Genomic DNA, 20,327 nt, shown 5'->3' with positions numbered 1-20,327 from the left:
CCTTCGCCTCGGCACAGCCGTCCATGGTCGCCACATCCTCGCACGCGCCACCGGCAACCGGGCCACTGCCCGCTCGCGCGGCAGTATGGCGCGCGGTGGCACGGATGGGGGAGATTCGGTGACGAGGGATGCGTAGCGCGGCCGTGAGCGGGGATTCTGATTCCGGCACCACACGCGCACGTCAATCGGGGGATGCTGAACGGTGGAGCGTGACACGGCGGACGAGACCGCCCTCGAACTTCTGGTCCACGGCGTGGGGGGCACCACCCCCGAGGCGATGCTGGGCGACCCGCGCACGGTCCGGGTCTCCGGCGACGACACGGCCGCCGTCTACCGCCGCGCCGACGACGCCGACGCGGAGGAACGCCCCGACGACTACCGGGGCAAGCCCGTCCCCGAGGCGTACGTCTGGTGCAACCTCACGTCCGGCAACGGCTCGCGCGCCTTGTGGCTGCTGCTCCTGCCGTTCATGGTGGTCAACCTCGCCCACTGGATGCGCCCCAACGCCCACCGCCGCACGCGGACCGTGCGCGCCTACGGACTCCTGGTGCGCCTCGTCGGCCTCAGCCTCACCGTCCTCCTGGTCGCCGCCGCCTGCGAGGTGGCGCTCGACCTGGTGGCCTGGCAGTGCGCGGGCACGCATGCGTGCGCCGAGGGACGCTCCTGGCTCGGCTTCCTGTCGGTCGACGCGCACGGACACGGCGGCTGGTGGAGCCAGCCCGGCCGCCGCCTCGCCCTCGCCGCCCTCGTCCCGGCCGCCCTCACCGGACTCCTCTGGTACCTCTCCCACCGCACCTGGGGCGCGTACGAGTCCCAGCAGCCGCTGCCCCATCAGCCCGACCCGGAGGAGGAGGCCCCGACCAACGCGCTGGGCCGGCCGGGGTTCTGGTACGGCCGCCGTCTTGTCGCCCGGCTGCGCGCCGCGCACACCGCCGCGGGCCTGCTCACGGTGGCGGCCGCCGTCGGCACCTCGGCCGCCCGCTTCGACCGCGAGAGCGGCGGTCCCGTCCTCCTCGACGTGCTCGGCCGGATCCTCGACGGCGCGCTCGTCGCGGGCACCGCCGTCGTCGTCTGGGTGGTGTGCCGCAGGGGCCGCAGCGAGAACACGGTCGACCGCACCCTCGACCGGACCCTCGTCCGCCTCCTGCCAGCGGCCGCCCTCGCCCTCCTGGTGCTCACGTTCCTGTACGCGGGCTGGTCGCGCCCCGAGTGGCGCTCGCACGGGCGCCTGCCCGGAGACGCGACGTTCGGCGGGATCGTCCTCGTCCAGGGCGCGGTGGTCGTGGCGCTCGCCGTGGTCGCCCACGCCATCCACCGCCGCGCCCGCGACACCCGCGCGGCGCTGCGCGGCCTCGGCGGACCCGCGACCGCGATGCTCGCCTGCGCCCTGGGCGGTGTGATGTCCGGGGGAGTGTCCCAGCGCGTAGCCGACTGGCTGGACGGCTCCGGCACGCCGGGCGCCGGCGGCACCATCGAAGGGCCGCCCGTCCTGCTGTCCTGGCAGGCCTCCGTGATCCCGCCGCTGCTGATCGTCGTCGCCGTGGTGTGCGCCGTCCTCGCCCAGCGCACCATGCGGCTCAAGCGCCGCGAGACGGCCACCGTCGCGACCGACTACCCGGGGGAGCCCGAGGACGCCGCCCGCACCAGCCGCATCGCGGGCACGCGCGCGCGTGCCGCCCTCACCGACCAGGCGCCCATGATCATCGGCGCCGTGTCCACGGTGACCCTCCTCCTCGGCGCGGGCGCCCTCACGGGTGCGTGGGCGACCCACCAGGTGCCGGGCCGGGCCGCACAGGGCACGTACGACATCGTGGAAGGCGCCGCGCAGACCGCGCAGGCATTGGGCTCCTGGCTCATCGGCCTCGGCTTCATACTCTTCGTCACCTGGGGAAGGCGCGCCTACCGCGACCGGTCGGCCCGCCGCACGATCGGCATCCTGTGGGACGTCGGCACGTTCTGGCCGCGCGCCGCGCACCCCTTCGCGCCGCCCTGCTACGCGGAGCGCGCCGTGCCCGACCTGACCTGGCGCATGGCCACCTGGACCCGCACCACGGGCGGCCGCCTCGTCCTGTCGGGCCACTCCCAGGGCAGCGTCCTCGCCGCCGCGGCCGCCTGGCAGCTGCACCCCACGGTCCGCCGACGCGTCGCCCTGCTCACCTACGGCTCGCCTCTGGAGCGGCTCTACGGGCGCTGGTTCCCGGCCCACTTCGGCCCCGCCGCGCTCGGCGCCCTGCACCGTCAGGTCGACTGCTGGCGCAACCTGCACCGCACCACCGACCCGATCGGCGGCCCCGTCCGGCTGCCCGGCGAGGACGGCCCCCAGGTCGACCACCCGGCGCTGAAGGACCCCCTCGCCTACGGCCGCACCGAGCAACACCCGTTGCCCGCACCGATCCTGGGCCACTCCGACTACCAGGCCGACCCCGTCTTCGCCGAGGAACGGGCCCGCCTCCTCGCCAGGCTGCGCCCGGAAGTCCCGGGGCCGCGCCCGGACGGCGAGCCCGCCGCGCCTCAGGGCAGCTCGGGCAAGTCGTCCTCGTAGAGCAGGGTCAGGTCGTCCGTGCTCGGCTCGGCGAGCTGGGCGACCCGGCCCGCGTGGCGCTCGACCATCGACTCGAAGGTCTGCCGCGCCGTGCGGCCGTTGCCGAAGGCGGGTCCCTTCGGGAGCGCCGTGAAGTGCTTCAGGAGGGCTTCCGACGCGCCCTCGCCGAGCCGGTACTCGTGCTCGTCGGCCTGCTGCTCCACAATCCGCAGCAGCTCCTCGGGCGCGTAGTCGGAGAACGTGATGGTCCGTGAGAAACGGGACGCCACACCGGGGTTGACCGAGAGGAAGCGCTCCATCTCGGAGGTGTAGCCCGCGACGATCACCACGACGGAGTCGCGCTGGTCCTCCATCAGCTTCACCAGCGTGTCGATCGCCTCACGCCCGAAGTCACGGCCGGAGTCCTCGGGGGACAGGGCGTATGCCTCGTCGATGAACAGCACGCCGCCGGTGGCCCGTTGAAAGGCCTCCTGCGTGCGGATGGCGGTCGAACCGATGTGCTCCCCGACCAGGTCGACCCGGGACACCTCGACGAGATGGCCCTTCTCCAGGACACCGAGCGAGGCGAGGATCTCCCCGTACAGGCGCGCCACGGTGGTCTTGCCGGTGCCGGGGGAGCCCGTGAACACCAAGTGCCGCCTGACGGAAGCCGCCTTGAGGCCCGCCTGCTGCCGGCGCCGGCCCACCTCGATCATGTCCGTCAGGGCGCGCACCTCGCGCTTGACGCTCTCCAGACCCACCAGGGTGTCGAGTTCGCCGAGGACGTCGGTCGACGTACGCGTCGTGTCCGGCGCCTGTGTCTCGGGTGCCACGGCACGCTGCTCGGGCAGCGCGCTGAGCAGTCCCACGGTCTGCGTGGCCTTCTGGACGCCGGGCGCCGGAGCGGCCTGCCCCGCGGAGCGCACCCCGCCGCTCTCGTCGCTGGTGCAGTCCTCGACGACGGGACCGTCCTCGGCGAATTCGTAACCGCCGCGCGAACACCGTTCCGTACGGCACTTCTTGAGCGTCGTGCGGCAGCCGTCGATGATGTGGAAGCCGTAGCCCTCGCTCCCGGTGACGCGGCAGCCGTGGAAGCTGCCCCGGCCCCCGGCCGACACATAGAAGCCGGCCTCGGCGGGGGAGGAGACCGTGCAGCGCTCGACCGTCGGGTCGGCGCCCTTGGTGACGATCACGCCCGTCTGGACCGCGTCCACAGTGCAGTTGGCGAGGGTGCCGCCACTCCCGTGGTCACGGAACCAGGCGCCCGTCGCGGCCTCCCTGATCCGGCAGTCGTCCAGCTGGGCCGTGGCGCCGTCGCTCACCGACACGGCCGTGTTGCGGACCTGGGAGAGACTGCTGTCGACCACGTCCACGCGGGAGCCGCGGTCGAGCACGAACAGGGCGTCGGGCACGTCGTGCACCCGGCACGCGTCGAGCACGGCGGTCGCGCCGTCGCTCACCCACACCGCCGGATAGTCGCCCGTACTGTCATGGATCTCGCACTGGTTGGCGTCCACGCGCGTGCCCGGGTCCCACACGGACAGACCGTTGCGCCCGAACCGGCGCACCGTCGAGCGGGTCAGCGTCAGAACCGACCGGGAGCGCAGGTCGATCGCGTTCTCCGGGATCTCGTGGATACGGCAGTCGGAGAGGGTGAGCACCGCGTCCGTGTCGAGCGTGACACCGTCCGCCGTGGTGCGGTGCACATCGCAGTCCGTGAGATGCGCCGTGGCGCGCCCGGTGATCTGCACGCCGGTGCCCTTGACCTCGTACACCTCACAGCCGACGGCCTCCAGGCCGCTGTGCTCGCCGGTGACGGACAGTCCGGACCCCGACGCGTGATGCACCCGGCAGCGCTCCAGGCGGGGGTGCGCGCCGCCGCGTACGGCGACTCCGGCCTGGCCCGCCGCGACGACTTCGCACTCCTCGAAGACACCGCCCCCGCCGTCGAGCACGGCGATGCCGATGCCTCCGGGGTTGTCGACGGTGCAGCGCCGCACGGTGGGCCGCGCGCCGCCCCGCACCTCTATGCCGGCCGCCGAGCGCGTGACGATCCGCAGATCGCAGAGCTCCGGAGCGCCTTCCTCCACGAGGAGTGCCGGGGCCGCCGAGTCCTGCCCCTCGACATGCAGACCGGTGACGGTCGCGGACGCGCGCACCGTGAGCGGCACCCCGTCGACGGGGGCGATCCGCACGGACCCGGGCGAGCCCTCGGGACCGCGCAGCGTCACCGCGCGCTCCACGACGAGGTTCTCTCTGTACGTGCCCGACCCCACGGTCAGCACGTCGCCGTCACCCGCGGCCTCCAGGGCCGCGGCGAGCGATCCGTACTCCCCAGTGCGGCGCCGCCACCGCGACGTGCCGGTGTGCGTCACCTGGACCGTGCCCTGTGCCATGGCTTTGTCGTGCCCCCACCTCGTCGTACGCGGGTCCTCGCTGCGTTCCCCGCGGCGAAGGTGGGTCCACCGTAGCGTGCGCGAAGGACGGGAGTTGACCGGAGCGGAAGGCCGCTCAGCTGCCGGTCCCTGTCCTGCCCCAGTCCGGGCCCGCCTTGTCCCAGGCGCGGTCCCAACGGTCGTACCGGCGGCGCACCATGCGCCACATGACCAGGCGTCGGGCGCCCTCGACGAGTCCCGCCACGGCCGCCGCGGTCCCGAATCCGGCCAGCGCGGCGTGTGTTGTCGCCGTCGCGTTGTCCAGCGGGCGGCCGGCGACCTGACCTGTGGCATCGACCCACAGCGGGAACCGGTCGCCCGGTTGCGGGGTCGTGAGGCTCGACAGGACGCGGCCCGTGTGCTTGACGCCGTCGGGTCCCTTCCAGTCGGCGACGACCCTGCTGTGCGCGTCTCGCGCCGTGGACGTCTCGGGATCGGAGTCCAGCGGCGGCTGGGCCAGCTTCCGTACGACCGTCGCCGGAACTTCCCGGCGGTTCTTGTGCTGTTCCTGGACCGACTGCATCAAGGCGCCCTGCGCCAGGGATCCCGTCGCGACGCCGATGACCGGTGCGACGACGACGATGAGCAGCACCGCCACCAGTGCGACCCAGGCCTCGGCGAGGTCGGTCGCGCGGCGCAGCGGATTGTGCCGCCAGCGCCAGAGTCCGGCGATTGCCCGCACAGCCAGCACCCCCTTCCGCCTCCGTCTTAACCGTGAACGGCACGGCTCACGCGCAGGTGGGGCGAAGAGAGAGCGAAATCACCCCACTCGGCGAAGCTCTCCGCCTGTCCGTCTCTCCATGTCTTTCCATTGTGCTCCAACGACCGTGTTCCGGCGCGGGGTTCCCCGCGCGGCCACGCGTCAGCCCAGGATCGTGACCGCGTCACCGATCCGGACCGTCCCGGTCGTCTCGGGGACCAGGTTCGTTCCGAAACACAGCTGGTCACCGAAACGGCGGTGGCGTGCGAGCGTCCGCAGCGGCTCCTTGCCACGCTCCGAAGTCGACTGGTTCGTGGTGGTCACCACGCAGCGGCCGCTCTTCTTGGTGATACGGAACGTGACGTCGCCGATCGAGATGCGTGACCAGTCGTCCTCCGCCCAGGGCGCGGTGCCGTCCACCACGACGTTCGGCCGGAATCGGTTCATGGGCAGCGGGCCCTCGTCCGCGTGATCGCCCTGCGCGATGAGGGAGTTGAGGGCATCCAAGGAGGACAGGGTGGCGAGCAGCAGCGGATACCCGTCGGCGAAGCTGACCGTCTCGCCGGGCTTCGCGTACTCGGGGTCGACGGGACGTCGCGTCGCCGGGTCGTCGAGGTGGACGAGCCGCACGTCGGCCTCGAGGTGCGCGCTCCACCAGGTGTGCGCCGCGTCGTCGGCCGCAACGGCCTCGACCTTGTCACCGAAGATGTTCACCGTGGTCGTCCCGGCGGGCCGGGGCACCGGCACGGTCAGGGGAGCGCGGCCGGGTGCCGACATGCGCAGACCGTCGCCGTCCGGGGTCTCGGCCGAAGTGAGCGCGAGACGCGGGTGCTGGCGCTGGGTGACGACCTTGCCCGAGGCGTCGATGAGCACCCACCGGCGGTCTCCTGCAAGACCCCACGGTTCCACGGCCGCCTCGCGCGGCGCGTGCCCCCGAACCGACTTCAGTGGGTGTATGTGAATCGAGTGAAGCGAGGCATTCGGCATGGGGCCATCCTGCCAGGCGGCACGGACAGCCCCATGTCCGGAAGATCAGTAACCGCGGTACTGCTGACGGTTGTACGGATCCTCGTAGGGCGCGGCAGGGCGGGGCGCCGCCGGGCGCATGGCCTCGTAGCCGGTGCCGGGCGCCGGGCGCTGCTGCTGCTGTTGTTGCGGCTGCTGCATGCCCGCGTAGCCGCGGGGCCCGGAGGCCTGCTGCGGGATGTACGGCGCCGGCGCGTGCTGGAGCGGCGCCTGCTGCGGGGTCGCGTAACCGTACTGGGGCATGGGAGCGGAGGGCCCGGCCGGCAGCGCGGGAAGCGCGGACGGGAGTGCGGGCAGATGACTGCCGGTGTCGTACATGGCAGGAACCCGGATCGGGGCGATCTGGGGTGTGCCCCGCTCTGCGACGAGGGAGTCGTAGATCGGAGTGTCCGGGAAGGACGGCGCGGAGTAGTAACCGCCGCCATAGGTGGAGCGGGGGGAGGTCATGGCACATAAGTTAAGCCCACGATGTGCTGGTTGGGGAGACCGATAAGAGGGTTGTTTTGCGTGTCGGCAGTGACTCGAGATCCCCAATGCGAGCGAACTTGGCAAAATCGGTCGTCGTTGAGCGTTCGGATCGTGTAAAGGCGAGTTCTGATGGGTTACCGGCGGTTGGCCAGTGATCATCAAACGCGTGCCCCGGTGCCGCTTTCGGTCGCGGGGAATAGGTTGACCAGGAAGCCGGAGATCTCTGTTGGGGGCGGACATGCCAATGTCTAAAGGTTCGAATGTCGTCGTGGCGGCGCCGGCCGTGCGGATCGAATTGGGGTGGCGTTCAGGTGCGGGGGTGCCCGACGCGGACGCCTCCGCGCTGTTGCTCGTCTCCGGAAAGGTCCGTTCGGACGCGGACTTCGTCTTTTACAACCAGCCGGCGCACGCCTCGGGGGCGGTACGTCACGAGGGCAAGCGGAGCGCGGACGGCCAGGTGACCGACACGATCTCGGTCGATCTCGCGCGCGTGGAGCCCGCGATCGAGAACGTGGTGCTCGCCGCGTCGTCGGACGGCGGCACGTTCGGGCAGGTCCCCGGGCTGTACGTCAGAGTCCTCGATGCGGCGAACGGCGCCGAGATCGCACGCTACGACAGCGCCGACGCGAGCGTGGAGACCGCCTTCGTCCTCGGCGAGCTCTACCGGCGCCAGGGCGCCTGGAAGTTCCGCGCCGTCGGCCAGGGGTACGGCAGCGGTCTGGCGGGCCTGGCCACCGACTACGGGATCACGGTCGACGAACCCCAGACACCCGCGCCGACACCCGCACCCGCGCCGGCACCCGCGGTCACGCCCGCCCCCGCACCGCCCGTCGCGGCCCCCGTCACCGCGCCGCCGCCTCCGCCCCCCACCGCACCCCCGCAGCAGCCCGTCCGCCTCACCAAGGTGACGCTCACCAAGGCGGCGCCGTCCGTCTCCCTTGCCAAGCAGGGCGGCACGTCGGGCGCGATGCGCGTGAACCTCAACTGGGAGGTGCGCAAGCAGTTCAAGGGGTGGGGCAGCAAGCTGGGCCGCGCCGTCGCGCAGCACGCGGACCTCGACCTGGACCTGTGCGCCCTCTACGAACTCACCGACGGCCGCAAGGGCGTCGTCCAGGCCCTGGGCAACGCGTTCGGCGCCCTGAACCGGCCGCCGTACATCCACCTCGACGGCGACGACCGCACCGGCGCCGTCTCCAGCGGCGAGAACCTGACGATCAACCTCGACCACATGAAGGACCTCCGGCGCGTCCTCATCTTCGTCACGATCTACGAAGGCGCCCGCAGTTTCGCGGACCTGCACGCGACCGTCACGCTCCAGCCCCAGTTCGGCGCGGCCGTCGACTTCTCCCTGGACGAGTGCACCGTGCCGTCGACGGTGTGCGCCCTCGCGCTCATCACGAACACGGGCAGCGACCTGACCGTGCAGCGCGAGGCCCGCTACCTCGTGCCCGAGCGCGGCGTGAGCCCGCAGCGCACCGTCGACTACGCCTACGGGTGGGGCATGAACTGGACGCCGGGCAGAAAGTAGCGCCCCGGTCGGCTACTGCCGCTCCGGCGCGGGGTCCGGCCTGGAATACGTACGTCCCTTCCAGGCCGCACCCCGCCCCCTGTAGTGCTGCACCGCGGAGTCGACCGTCATGAGGAGATACAGGAACGCGGTGCCCGGCAGCAGCGGCGCCAGCCACAGCGGCTGCGCGTAGTAGCGCAGCATCGGAACGTACGTCGCGGTCATGAGCAGCCACGCGAGAGCGCCGAGCAGCGCGGTCAGTCCATGTCCCGTGGCGAGTCCGGCGACGAGTGCGACCGGCGGCGCCAGGTAGACGAGCGCAAGGCCGGCCACGGTCCCGGCGAGGAGCAGCGCGTTGTGGCGCAGCTGGGCGTAGGCGCTGCGCGACACCATGCGCCACAGGTCGCCGAGCCGCGGGTACGGGCGGACGCTGTCGACGCGGTCGGCGAGGCCCAGCCAGATGTGGCCCCCCGCGCCCTTCACCGCCCGCGCGAGCGCGACGTCGTCGATGACGGCGTGCCGGATCGAGTCGGGGACCGCGGCGCGTTCGGCGGCCCGGGCGCTCAGGAGCACGCAGCCACCCGCCGCAGCCGCCGTGCGCGAGCCCCTCCGCGCGATCCAGCGGAACGGGTACAGCTGGGCGAAGAAATACACGAAGGCCGGGACTACGAGCCGCTCCCACACGCTCTCCACGCGCAGCCGCGCCATCTGCGAGACGAGGTCGAAGCCGCCCGTGCGCGCCGCCGCCACCAGCTCCCGCAGGCTGTCCGGCTCGTGCGCGATGTCCGCGTCGGTCAGGAGCAGATATTCGGGCTCACGCGCGCGTGCCAGGCCGATCCCGTGGCGCACCGCCCACAGCTTGCCGGTCCAGCCCGCCGGCGGTTCGCCCGGTGAGTCGACCGTGAGGGGCAGCCCGCCGTGCCGCAGGGCCAGCTCCCTCGCCAGGGTTCCGGTGCCGTCCGTGCTGCCGTCGTCGATCAGGAAGACCTCGGCCCGCCCCGGATAGTCCTGCGCGAGGAGCGAGGGCAGGCTGTCCGGGAGGACCGCCGCCTCGTCGCGTGCGGGGACGACGACACACACCGAGGGCCACTTGGCCGGCTCCGTACGCGGGGGCAGACGCAGGTCCGTGCGCCAGAAGAAGCCCTGCCCGGCCAGCAGCCACACCCACGCGGCCAGCGATGCTGCGGTGATCCACACAACGGCGTCCATCCGCCGCAGTCTGCCCCACCGCCCCCTCGCTGTGAGGGCCATCGTCTATGGTTTCCGGGTGAAGATCGCGCTCATGGACTCGGGAATCGGACTCATCGCGGCCGCTGCCGCGGTACGGCGCCTGCGGCCCGACGCCGGGCTCGTCCTCTCTTCGGACCCCGACGGGATGCCCTGGGGGCCGCTCAGCCCGCAGGGCATCACCGAGCGGGCCCTGGCCGTCGCCGAGGCCGCTGCGGAGCACGGCCCCGACGCGCTCATCGTCGCGTGCAACACCGCCTCGGTCCACGCCCTGCCGGCGCTGCGGGCCCGACTCGAACCCGGGATCCCCGTCATCGGCACGGTCCCCGCGATCAAGCCGGCCGCCGCCGGCGCCGGACCCGTAGCCATCTGGGCCACCCCCGCCACCACAGGAAGCCCTTACCAGCGGGGACTGATCCGGGACTTCGCCGACGGGGTGGAGGTCACCGAGGTGCCCTGTCCGGGGCTCGCCGACGCCGTGCAGTACGCGGACGAGGGCGCCATCGACAGGACGATCGCTGCCGCCGCGGCGCTCACTCCGAAGGATGTAAGGGCCGTCGTCCTGGGCTGCACCCATTACGAACTCGTGGCGGAACGCATCCGCGCAGCCGTCCAGCAGCCCGGCATGCCGCCGCTCGCCCTGCACGGCAGCGCAGGGGCCGTCGCCGCGCAGGCGCTGCGCAGGATCGGCGCCGGGCCCGACGCCGAGACCGGTGCGCAGGGCTCCCTCACCGTCCTCCTCAGCGGCCGCACCTCCTCGCTGCCGCCCGCCGCACTCGCGTACGCGGAAGGCAGGCTGCTCCAGGCCGCCGTAAGCCACGCACAGTGACGACCGGGCCCGGATTTCGGGCATGGCCCAGGTGCGCCAGGGCTTGACGCAATCACTCTCCGCAGCCCAGTGCCTTCACTGCGGAACATGAGTAGTCTCGTTTTCATGAGGCACCACTCCGGAAGTGAGCGGCGCACCTCCGCCGCCCCCGAGGTCTGGACAGGCCGTGCGCGCAATCGCGTGCAGTGGCTGGCAGCGCTGGGCGGAGCCGCGTGCGTGGCGCTCGGCATCGAGATCGCCGTGGCTTCCCAGTGGACTTCCGGGATCGTCGCGCTGGTGATGTCGGTGGTCGGCTGCATCGCCGCGGGTCTCCTGATCCTGTTCGGCACCCTTGCCTTCGTCCATGTGGCCGTGAGGGTCGACAAGGACTACCTGGAAGTGCGGTGCGGCCACATAGGAGTCCCGCGCCGCCGCATCCTGCTCGCCCATGTGGCGGGAGCCGAGTTCGAACCCAGCGTCACGCCACGGCAGTGGGGCGGCTGGGGCTACCGCTGGCGTCCCGAGCAGGGCACGGCCGTCATCGTCCGGCGTGGCGAAGGCGTCGTTCTGATCATGGTCGACGGCAGGAAGTTCACAGTGACCGTGGACAACGCCGAGGCCGCGGTGCGCGCCATTCACGCCAGGCTCAAGCCGGCCTCGATGGGCCCCGCCGTCTGACGGCACCCGCCCCCTTTACACGCGGCCGCTTTGGACACGCTCCGGGGCGGCCGTAGTGCTGTCCGGGGGCTCGTCGCCCCAGGGTCTCGCCGTCGCCACCCCCGCGAGCAGGCCCGCGCCCGCGGTGACGGTCGTGAAACTCAGGGCGTTGCCGAGCGTCGCCAGAGCAGCGAGAGCGGTCAGGGCCGCGCCGGCCGTCAGGACCACCGGCGTGGAGCGCGCCGACCGCCACAGGACGTACAGGAGCCAGCAGAACACCGCGGCAAGGAGGCAGACTCCTACGAGTCCCTGTTCGGCGGCCTGCTGCAGCGGGGCGGAGTGCGGCTTGCCGTCGGGCAGCAGCGTCTCGCCGACCGTGGGGCTGAGCTCTCCGAAGCGGCCCGGGCCGCTGCCGAGGCCGGGATCGGACTCGGCCATGCGCAGCGCGTCCTGCCACAAAAGGATCCGGTGCTGCGTGAGCTGCCCCTCCAAGGAGGCGGTGAGTCCCGAGGGCAGTGCGCCCTTCAGCAGAGCCAGGGAGAGTCCGGTCACCAGCCCCGTCATGACGCCGAGACCGGCGAGGCCGACGCCCCTGTGGCGCCGCATCATGACCGAGGCGAGGGAGCACAGCAGCACGCCCGTGCACGCGGTGACACCGGCGATCGATCCGACGGCGGCGGCCGCCGCGACCGTGCCGCCGGCCAGCAGGAACAGGGCCGCGCGCACGGGCAGGCGTCGCGCCGCCCAGGCCGCGCAGCAGGCCCCGCCGGTGGAGAGCACGAGGAGTGCGGCCGTCGCGCCGGTGCGGCCGAGCGGGGAACCCGTGTCGGGCGCGGGCACCGCGTGCGGGGAGGCGAGCGCGAGCCCGAGTCCCGCGAAGGCCGCCGCACAGGGCGTCGCCATGGGCAGCAGCGCGCCGGAGATCCGGCCGCACGCGTAGCCCGCCGCGACGGCCAGCACCGCGAGCAGCACGCCCTCGGGCCTGCCCGCGCGGGCGGTCGCGGTGATCAGCGACCAGACGGCGCACGCGCCGAGCACGACGATGCCCGCCGCGTCGGCGACATTGCGCCGTTCGTACTCCGCCGACGGACCGGCCGCCGACGACATCCCCGTGGTCCCCACCACCCCGTCGCCCCCCGACTGTGACGGGCCCCGAGCGGCATGGCCGGATCCGGCCGTTCCTCGGGGACTCGGGCACACCGTAACGGCTGATGCGCCGGTTTGTGCACGGGTTGCGCAGGAACGATGCTGCACGCAGTGATCCGCGTGGCGGCCAGGACCCCCGCGGACCGCCGTGTCGCCCGGCAGGTGACCCGCCGTACACTCCCCGGGTGACCGCCACCGCAACCTCCGTAGACGAGCCGGAACAGCTCGATCCGCAGTCGGCGCCCGCCTCGCGCCGGGCCCGCCTGCCGCGACGGATCGCTCCGGCCGCCGCCGCGGTGCTCTCCGGACTGCTGCTGTACGCCGGCTTCCCGCCCCGTGAACTGTGGTGGCTCGCGCCCCTGGCCCTCGCCCTCTTCGGGGCGTCCGTGTACGGGCGGCGCCTGCGCGCGGGGTTCGGCCTCGGCTTCCTCATGAGCCTCGGCTTCCTCGTGCCGCTCCTGTCGTGGACGGGCGTCGACGTCGGGCCGCTGCCGTGGCTGGCCCTCGCCCTCGCCGAATCGCTGGTCATGGCCCTGGCCGGGCTCGGCATCGCCTACGTCTCACGCCTGCCGCTGTGGCCGCTGTGGGCCGCGGGCGTGTGGATCGCGGACGAGGCGCTGCGGGCACGTTTTCCGTTCGGCGGCTTCCCTTGGGGCAAGGTCGCGTTCGGTCAGCCCAGTGGCTTGTTCCTGCCGCTCGCCTCGCTGGGCGGCACCCCGCTCCTGGGATTCGCCGTCGTCCTGTGCGGCTTCGGCCTCACCGCTCTCGCGCTGCGCCTCAAGGACGTACGCGGTGTACGCGACCGGGGTGTGGCCATCGCCGCCGCGTTCGCCGTCGCGCCCGTCATCGCCGGAGCGGCCGCGGCGCCCCTCGTCTCCACCGCCGCCGAGGACGGCACCGCGCGCGTCGCCGTCATCCAGGGCAACGTGCCGCGCATGGGCCTCGACTTCAACTCCCAGCGCCGGGCCGTGCTCGACTACCACGTACGGGAGACGATGAAGCTCGCCGCGAAGATCAAGGCGGGCCAGATCAAGAAGCCCGACCTCGTGCTGTGGCCGGAGAACTCCTCCGACATCGACCCCTACGTGAACCCCGACGCGTACGCCGAGATCGACAAGGCGGCCAAGGCGGTCGGCGCGCCCGTCTCCGTCGGCGCCGTCGTCACCGCCAAGGACGGCACGCCCCGCAACCGCCAGATCCTCTGGGACCCGAAGACGGGCCCCGGCGCCGTCTACGACAAGCGGCAGCTCCAGCCCTTCGGCGAGTACATGCCGTACCGGAGCTTCTTCCGCATCTTCAGCAAGGACGTCGACCGCGCGGGCAACTTCGTGTCAGGGAAGAAGGCCGTCGTCTTCGACATGGCCGGCACCAGGATCGGGCCGGTCACCTGCTACGAGGCCGCGTTCGACTCCGTCGTGCGCGACCAGGTGAAGGCGGGCGCGCAGATCCTCTCCGTGCCCAGCAACAACGCCACCTTCGACCGCAGCCAGATGACCTACCAGCAGCTCGCCATGGACCGGGTACGCGCCGTGGAGCACGGCCGCGCCGTGATGGTGCCGGTGACCAGCGGCGTCAGCGCGGTCATCAGGCCCGACGGATCCGTCGCCCAGCACACCGGCATGTTCGTCGCCGACACCCTGGTCGCCGATGTGCCCAAGCGGACCTCATTGACGCCGGCCACACGCCTGGGCGGATGGCCTGAGCTGCTGCTCGTGGCCGTCGGCGTGGGCGGTCTCGGCTGGGCGGTGGTGCGCTCCCGCCGGGTGGGGCGCAGCACCGCCGGATAGGGTCGCTGGCATGCCGACTCCAGACTTCATCCGTACGATCCGGGCCACCGCGGGCCACCAGCTCCTCGTGCTGCCCGGCGTGAGCGCCGTCGTCTTCGACGACGACGGCAGGGTTCTCCTCGGGCGGCGCGCCGACACCGGCAACTGGGCCGTCGTCGCCGGGATACCGGAGCCGGGTGAGCAGCCCGCCGCGGCCGCCGTACGCGAGGTGTACGAGGAGACGGGCGTCGAGTGCGTGCCCGAGCGGGTCGTCCTGGTGAAGACCCTCAAGCCGGTGACGTACCCGAACGGCGACCAGTGCCAGTTCACGGACACGACCTTCCGCTGCCGGGCGACCGGCGGCGAAGCCCGGGTCAACGACGACGAGTCCCTCGAGGTGGGCTGGTTCGCGCTGGACTCGCTGCCGCCGCTGGGAGACTTCTGCCTGCTCCGGATCAAGCAGGCGGCCTCCGACGGGCCGACATGGTTCGAAACCACGTCCGAGCGCTGAAGTATGGGTGCTGACCACATCGGGCGGGGCGCGAGCGCTGCCTAGGGTGCGGAGCATGACCGCGCCCAACGCACCCCTCACCGCGCCGCTCGATCTCGGCGGCCGCATCGCACTCGTCACCGGCGCCGCAGGCGGCATCGGCCGCGCCTGCGCGCTGCGGCTCGCCGCGGCCGGGGCCAAGGTGAGAGCGGTCGACCGGGACCGGGAGGGCCTTGACGCGCTGGCCGAGCAGGCCGGCGCCACCCCCGGCGGCATCGAGCCGCGCGTCCTCGACCTCACCGACCTGGACGCGGCCGAGGAGTGCGCCGCGGGCGCCGACATCCTGGTCAACAACGCGGGCATCCAGCTGGTGCGCCCCATCGAGGAGTTCCCGCCCGACGTCTTCCACACCGTCCTGACGGTGATGCTGGAGGCACCCTTCCGACTGATCCGCGGCGCCCTGCCGCACATGTACGAGCAGGGCTGGGGCCGCATCGTGAACCTCTCCTCGGTCCACGGCCTGCGCGCCTCCGCGTTCAAGTCCGCGTACGTCGCCGCCAAGCACGGCCTCGAAGGGCTCTCCAAGACCGCCGCGCTCGAAGGCGCTCCGCACGGCGTCACCTCGAACTGCGTGAACCCCGCCTACGTCCGCACGCCGCTGGTCGAGAAGCAGATCGCCGACCAGGCCGCAGCCCACGGCATCCCCGAGGAACGGGTCCTGGCCGAAGTCATGCTCCAGGACAGCGCGCTCAAGCGGCTCATCGAACCCGACGAGATCGCCGAGGCCGTCGCGTACCTGTGCAGCCCGCAGGCCTCTTTCATCACCGGGACGTCGCTCGTCCTGGACGGCGGCTGGACCGCACACTGATCACCCTCGCGGGTGGCGGCGATTGTCTGATCCAATGAGTTGTCCACAGGGCTGGCGGGGCCGGCCGTACGGCGGGTAATCCTGTTGAGCATGAAGCACGATCCAGCACAGTCCCCGTCAGGCCCCGCAGGCCCTGAACGCCCCGCATCGAGTGCCGAGGCGCCGTTCCTCGAGCTCCTCGCCCGGGGCGCGTCCGCCGACGCCTACGAACAGCCCGTGCTGGTCGCTCGCGCCGAGGGCGAGCCGCAGGGGCGGCTCGACGCCCTCGAACACGCCAAGGGGCTCGCCCTGCGGGTCCGCGCCGACCTCGAAGGCAGGCGCCGCCGCGAGGCGGAGCTGTCCGCGCTCTTCGAGACCGCCCACGACCTCGCCGGCCTGCGCGACGTGGGCGCCGTCCTCCAGGCCATCGTGCAGCGCGCCCGCTCCCTCCTCAGCACGGACGTGGCCTATCTGACGCTGAACGACCCGGCCAGGGGCGACACCTACATGAGGGTCACCGAAGGCTCCGTCGCCGCGCGCTTCCAGCAGCTCAGGCTCGGCATGGGCGAGGGGCTCGGCGGACTCGTCGCCCAGACCGCCCGGCCGTACGTCACCGAGGACTACGCGCAGGACATCCGCTTCAAGCACACGCGCACCATCGACACCGGAGTCCATGACGAGGGCCTCGTCGCGATCCTTGGCGTGCCGCTGATGCTCGGCCCCCATGTCATCGGCGTGCTGTTCGCCGCCGACCGGCGCGCGCGGGTCTTCGAGCGGGAGCAGATCGCGCTGCTCGGCTCCTTCGCGGCGCTCGCCGCGGCCGCCATCGACACCGCGAACCTCCTCTCGGAGACCCGGGAGGCGCTCGGCGAGCTGGAGCGCGCCAACGAGATCATCCGGGACCGCGGCGACGTCATCGAGCGCGCGTCCGACGTCCACGACCGCCTCGCGGAACTCGTCCTGAGGGGCGGCGGCGTCCACGACGTGGCGGCTGCCGTCTCCCAAGTCCTCGACGGGACCGTGGAGTTCGCCGACGTGGTCACCGCCCCCGACAAACCCCTCGACGCCTCCCGCGCCGACGGGCACGCCGTGCGGGACGGGGACGACTGGGTCGCCGCCGTCGCGGCGGGCGGTGAACTCCTCGGCGCGCTCGTCCTGCGGGGCCACCCGGGGCTCGACCCCGTCGACCAGCGCACTCTGGAACGGGCCGCGATGGTCACCTCGCTCCTGCTCCTCGCCCGGCGCTCCGCCTCCGAGGCAGAACAGCGTGTACGGGGTGAGCTGCTGGACGACCTGCTCGACGCGCGGGACCGGGATCCGCGGCTGCTGCGGGAGCGCGCCGCGCGGCTGCACGCCGACCTGGACGCCACCCATGTGGTCCTGGCCGCGCGCCTCGAGACCCCCGGCGCCGACGCCGAACAGGAGGCCGCCGCCCGGCGCCGTCTGTGGTCCGCCGCCTCCCATGTCGCCGCCACCCGGCACGGGCTCGCCGCCGCGCGTGACGGGGGTACGGTCCTGCTGCTTCCCCTGAGAACCGGGGACCGGGCCTCCGACCTCGCCCGCCGCACCGCCAAGCACCTCTCCGCCGCGGTCCACGAGCAGGTCACCGTCGGCGCGTCGGCGCCCGTGGAGGACCTGACCACTCGCACCGACACCGTCGCCGCCGCGTACGCGGAGGGGCAACGCTGCCTGGACGCCCTGCGCCTGCTCGGCAGAGCCGGCGAGGGCGCCGCCGCGGAGGACTTCGGCTTCCTCGGCCTGCTCCTCGCGCAGAGCCGGGACATCTCCGGGTTCGTCGAACGCACCATGGGCGAGGTCGTGACGTACGACCAGCGCAGGGGGACCGACCTCGTGCGCACGCTCGACGCCTACTTCGCCTCGGGCATGAGTCCCGCCCGCACCAAGGACGCGCTGCATGTGCACGTGAACACGGTGGCACAGCGCCTGGAACGAATAGGGCGCCTGCTCGGCCCGGACTGGCAGTCGCCCGCGCGCGCCCTTGAGATCCAACTCGCGTTGCGGCTGCACCGGTTGGCCGGGGCGATATCGGGCTGACGGCCGGGGTGTGCTGAGCTGGGCGCTGCGTGTCGTGCGCCGTGCCCCGCGTGACGGCGAGGCCCCCGTACGCGCGGTGCGTACGGGGGCCGGGGGAGCGGTGGCCGGGTCAGGCGGGGCGGGCGTCCGCCGTGCGGGCCGCGGCCGCCTGCTCGCCGGCGGCGCTGTCCTCCTCGACGTGAGCCAGATCGCGGTGCCTGGTCTCCTTCGCGACGCCCACGGCGATGAGCGTCAGGACGGCGGCGGCGATCACGTACAGGGCGATCGGGGTGGAGCTGCCGTAGTCCGCGAGGAGCGCCGTGGCGATGAGCGGCGCGGGTGCTCCGGCGGCGACCGAGGCGAACTGCGCGCCGATGGAAGCACCCGAGTAGCGCATCCGCGTCGCGAACATCTCGGAGAAGAACGCCGCCTGCGGTGCGTACATCGCCCCGTGCAGTACGAGGCCCACGGTCACGGCGAGGATCAGGTTCCCGAAGCCGCCGGTGTCGATGAGCGAGAAGAACGGGAACATCCACAGGCCCACGCCCGCGGCCCCGAGCAGGTACACGGGCCTGCGCCCGACCCGGTCGGAGAGCGCGCCCCAGGCCGGGATGACCGCGAAGTGCACGGCGGACGCGATGAGTACGGCGTTCAGCGCGGTCTGCTTGGAGACGCCGGCCGACGTGGTGGCGTACACGAGGATGAAGGCGGTGATGACGTAGTAGCTGATGTTCTCGGCCATGCGAGCGCCGATGGCGACGAGGACGTCACGCCAGTGGTGGCGCAGCACGGCGACGAGCGGCGTCTTCTCGCTCGCGCCGCCCTGCGCGGCCTTGCGAGACTCGGCCCGGGCCAGCGCCTCCTTGAAGACAGGTGACTCATCGACAGAGAGACGTATCCACAGGCCGACCATGACAAGGACGCCGGACAGCAGGAACGGGATGCGCCAGCCCCAGGAGGTGAAGGCGGAGTCGGAGATGAGCGCGGTCAGCAGGGAGAGCACGCCGGTGGCGAGGAGTTGTCCCGCGGGCGCTCCGGTCTGCGGCCAGGAGGCCCAGAAGCCGCGCCGCTTGGCGTCCCCGTGCTCGGAGACGAGGAGCACGGCGCCGCCCCACTCGCCGCCCAGCGCGAAGCCCTGGACCAGTCGCAGCACGGTGAGCAGTACCGGAGCGGCCATGCCGACCGTGTCGTACGTGGGCAGGAGGCCGATCGCGAACGTCGCCCCGCCCATCATGAGCAGGCTCAGGACCAGCAGTTTCTTGCGGCCCAGCTTGTCGCCGAAGTGCCCGAAGACGAGCGCGCCGATCGGCCGCGCGGCGAACCCGACGGCGTAGGTCAGGAACGAGAGGAGCGTGCCGACGAGCGGCTCGGAGTTGGGGAAGAAGAGCTTGTTGAAGACGAGCGCGGCGGCGGAGCCGTAGAGGAAGAAGTCGTACCACTCGATCGTGGTGCCGATGAGGCTCGCGGCGACGATCCGCCGGAGGCTCGCGGGCGGTGGGGGAGCGGTTGCTGCGGAGGCCATGTGGACCACTTCCAGGCGTTGGGCGGGGACGGGAACGTGTCGGCACAAGGTAGAAAGACGCAGGTCAACGGCACATGTGGTGGGGCACCATAGTTTTGGGCGGTGCTATGCGGGGAGCCACCATGAGGAGTCGGTGAGCAGCGTCAAGTTCATCGCACGTCGGCGTGTCGCGACAGCGTGACGACCGTGGGGCCCCGTAGTCACTGGGCCAGGCGGATCAGACTGACCGTCAGCGATCGGGGTCAGTGCATCGGACCCGTCGTCAGGGAGCACGGCCGGCGCGGATCAGACTCCTCGTCAGCGATCAGGTGTGGTCGGATCGGACCCATCGTCAGCGAGAGGGGTGAGTCGGGCTGGTGCATTCGAGGGGCCGGGTGCGCGCAGTCGTGTCGGGGCCGATCGGGTTGTGCCCGAAGCGGTCCACGAGCCGGAGGCCGGGGAAATCTTGTGGTGAAATGCCTGGTCAGGATCTGTGACTCGCCCCCGGTTGAGCCATTGGGGGCCGAGTGGGTGACGACGCGGCAATCGGCCGGGCGGGCGGTTCAAGTGGTGAGCGGGCCACACGTGGTCGACGGTTATCACGTCGGGGCCGGGTAAGTCGAGCTGACGAAGAGTCAGTGGCCTGGCCGCGGCGGAAGGACTTCGACGATGCGTTCTGCTCGCATGCTCCTCGCTACCGCGACGGCCACGGCTGCACTCGCCATGGCTGCTCCCGGTGCGTACGCAGTCGCCGCAGGCGACTGGGACAACGATGACTCTTCCTACAGCACAGGGCACGACAAGGACAGCAACCGCGGCGACGATCACGGCTCGGGCAAGGGTGACCACGGCTCGGGCAAGGACGAGCGCGGCTACGGCAAGAACGAGCGCGACGGCTACGGCTCTGACCACGGCAAGCCGCGTGGTGGCATCCACACCGGCGGTGGCGCCCTCACCGCGGTGAAGGGTGACGACTGGAGCAAGGACGAGAACAAGAAGGGGGACTCCGACGAGCGCGGCGACGAGCGCGGGGACGGGCGCGGGGACGAGCGCGGCGACGAGCGCGGGGACGAACGCGGCTCCGGCAAGGGCGATCACGGCTCGGGCAAGGACGAGCGCGGCGGTTACGGCAAGAACGAGCGCGACGGCTATGGCTCTGGCCACGGCAAGCCGCGTGGTGGCATCCACGCCGGC

The 20,327-nt window shown here is 72.3% G+C and carries 16 protein-coding genes; 9 read left to right on the top strand and 7 right to left on the bottom strand.

The annotated features are described in order from the left end of the window. Positions 1–202 precede the first annotated feature (202 nt). Entirely contained in the window at positions 203–2,542 is a 2,340-nt protein-coding gene (locus tag ACWIGU_RS42935) for a hypothetical protein (RefSeq protein ID WP_454407325.1), read from the top strand. Here ACWIGU_RS42935 and ACWIGU_RS42930 read toward each other — a convergent pair. From ACWIGU_RS42930 to ACWIGU_RS42915, 4 genes are all read right to left on the bottom strand, one after another. Beyond that, positions 2,512–4,917: a right-handed parallel beta-helix repeat-containing protein gene (locus tag ACWIGU_RS42930; RefSeq protein ID WP_454407324.1), complete on the bottom strand. Its 2,406-nt coding sequence runs from the start codon at positions 4,915–4,917 to the stop codon at positions 2,512–2,514. The two genes, ACWIGU_RS42935 and ACWIGU_RS42930, sit on opposite strands and share 31 nt — an antisense overlap. A 115-nt stretch (positions 4,918–5,032) precedes the next feature. Beyond that, the gene (locus ACWIGU_RS42925) at positions 5,033–5,638 is read right to left on the bottom strand and encodes an Rv1733c family protein (RefSeq protein ID WP_454407322.1); all 606 of its coding nucleotides are present in this window, start codon (positions 5,636–5,638) and stop codon (positions 5,033–5,035) included. Positions 5,639–5,818: 180 nt separating this feature from the next. Then, positions 5,819–6,643 (bottom strand): MOSC domain-containing protein, encoded by an 825-nt coding sequence (locus tag ACWIGU_RS42920; protein WP_454407321.1) that lies wholly within the window; start codon positions 6,641–6,643, stop codon positions 5,819–5,821. Between the two features lie 45 nt (positions 6,644–6,688). Continuing rightward, on the bottom strand, positions 6,689–7,129 hold the full coding sequence (locus tag ACWIGU_RS42915; protein WP_454407319.1) for a DUF6643 family protein: 441 nt from the start codon (positions 7,127–7,129) through the stop codon (positions 6,689–6,691). A gap of 259 nt (positions 7,130–7,388) precedes the next feature. Here ACWIGU_RS42915 and ACWIGU_RS42910 point away from each other — a divergent pair, with 259 nt between their 5' ends. Beyond that, positions 7,389–8,678: a TerD family protein gene (locus tag ACWIGU_RS42910; RefSeq protein WP_454407318.1), complete on the top strand. Its 1,290-nt coding sequence runs from the start codon at positions 7,389–7,391 to the stop codon at positions 8,676–8,678. A gap of 12 nt (positions 8,679–8,690) precedes the next feature. On the opposite strand, the gene ACWIGU_RS42905 is transcribed toward ACWIGU_RS42910, so the two are convergent. Next, on the bottom strand, positions 8,691–9,866 hold the full coding sequence (locus ACWIGU_RS42905) for a glycosyltransferase (RefSeq protein WP_454407317.1): 1,176 nt from the start codon (positions 9,864–9,866) through the stop codon (positions 8,691–8,693). A gap of 58 nt (positions 9,867–9,924) precedes the next feature. Here ACWIGU_RS42905 and ACWIGU_RS42900 point away from each other — a divergent pair, with 58 nt between their 5' ends. Both ACWIGU_RS42900 and ACWIGU_RS42895 read left to right on the top strand, forming a co-directional pair. After that, positions 9,925–10,713 (top strand): glutamate racemase, encoded by a 789-nt coding sequence (locus tag ACWIGU_RS42900; RefSeq protein ID WP_454407316.1) that lies wholly within the window; start codon positions 9,925–9,927, stop codon positions 10,711–10,713. Between the two features lie 105 nt (positions 10,714–10,818). Then, positions 10,819–11,370: a hypothetical protein gene (locus tag ACWIGU_RS42895; protein WP_454407315.1), complete on the top strand. Its 552-nt coding sequence runs from the start codon at positions 10,819–10,821 to the stop codon at positions 11,368–11,370. 15 nt (positions 11,371–11,385) lie between these two features. On the opposite strand, the gene ACWIGU_RS42890 is transcribed toward ACWIGU_RS42895, so the two are convergent. After that, a complete protein-coding gene (locus tag ACWIGU_RS42890) occupies positions 11,386–12,456 on the bottom strand; it encodes an O-antigen ligase family protein (RefSeq protein ID WP_454407371.1) in 1,071 nt (356 codons plus the stop codon). Positions 12,457–12,680: 224 nt separating this feature from the next. On the opposite strand from ACWIGU_RS42890, the gene lnt reads away from it, so the two are divergent. From lnt to ACWIGU_RS42870, 4 genes are all read left to right on the top strand, one after another. Then, complete coding sequence (lnt, locus tag ACWIGU_RS42885; protein ID WP_454407314.1) at positions 12,681–14,282, top strand: apolipoprotein N-acyltransferase; 1,602 nt, start codon at positions 12,681–12,683, stop codon at positions 14,280–14,282. 10 nt (positions 14,283–14,292) lie between these two features. Continuing rightward, positions 14,293–14,772: an NUDIX hydrolase gene (locus tag ACWIGU_RS42880; protein WP_454407313.1), complete on the top strand. Its 480-nt coding sequence runs from the start codon at positions 14,293–14,295 to the stop codon at positions 14,770–14,772. Positions 14,773–14,827: 55 nt separating this feature from the next. Next, positions 14,828–15,619, top strand: coding sequence for a 3-hydroxybutyrate dehydrogenase (locus ACWIGU_RS42875; protein ID WP_454407311.1), 792 nt, complete (start codon positions 14,828–14,830; stop codon positions 15,617–15,619). Positions 15,620–15,709: 90 nt separating this feature from the next. After that, positions 15,710–17,653 carry a helix-turn-helix domain-containing protein gene (locus tag ACWIGU_RS42870; protein WP_454407310.1) on the top strand — a complete coding sequence of 648 codons (1,944 nt, stop codon included), beginning with the start codon at positions 15,710–15,712 and terminating at the stop codon, positions 17,651–17,653. 109 nt (positions 17,654–17,762) lie between these two features. Here ACWIGU_RS42870 and ACWIGU_RS42865 read toward each other — a convergent pair whose 3' ends face one another. Continuing rightward, the gene (locus ACWIGU_RS42865) at positions 17,763–19,154 is read right to left on the bottom strand and encodes an MFS transporter (RefSeq protein WP_454407309.1); all 1,392 of its coding nucleotides are present in this window, start codon (positions 19,152–19,154) and stop codon (positions 17,763–17,765) included. A 648-nt stretch (positions 19,155–19,802) separates the two neighbouring features. Here ACWIGU_RS42865 and ACWIGU_RS42860 point away from each other — a divergent pair. After that, positions 19,803–20,327 (top strand): hypothetical protein (locus ACWIGU_RS42860; RefSeq protein ID WP_454407308.1); only part of this gene is annotated, 525 nt, incomplete at its 3' end.

Source organism: Streptomyces sp. NPDC055400 (assembly GCF_053644375.1).
This window is presented reverse-complemented; position numbering and strand designations above follow the sequence as displayed.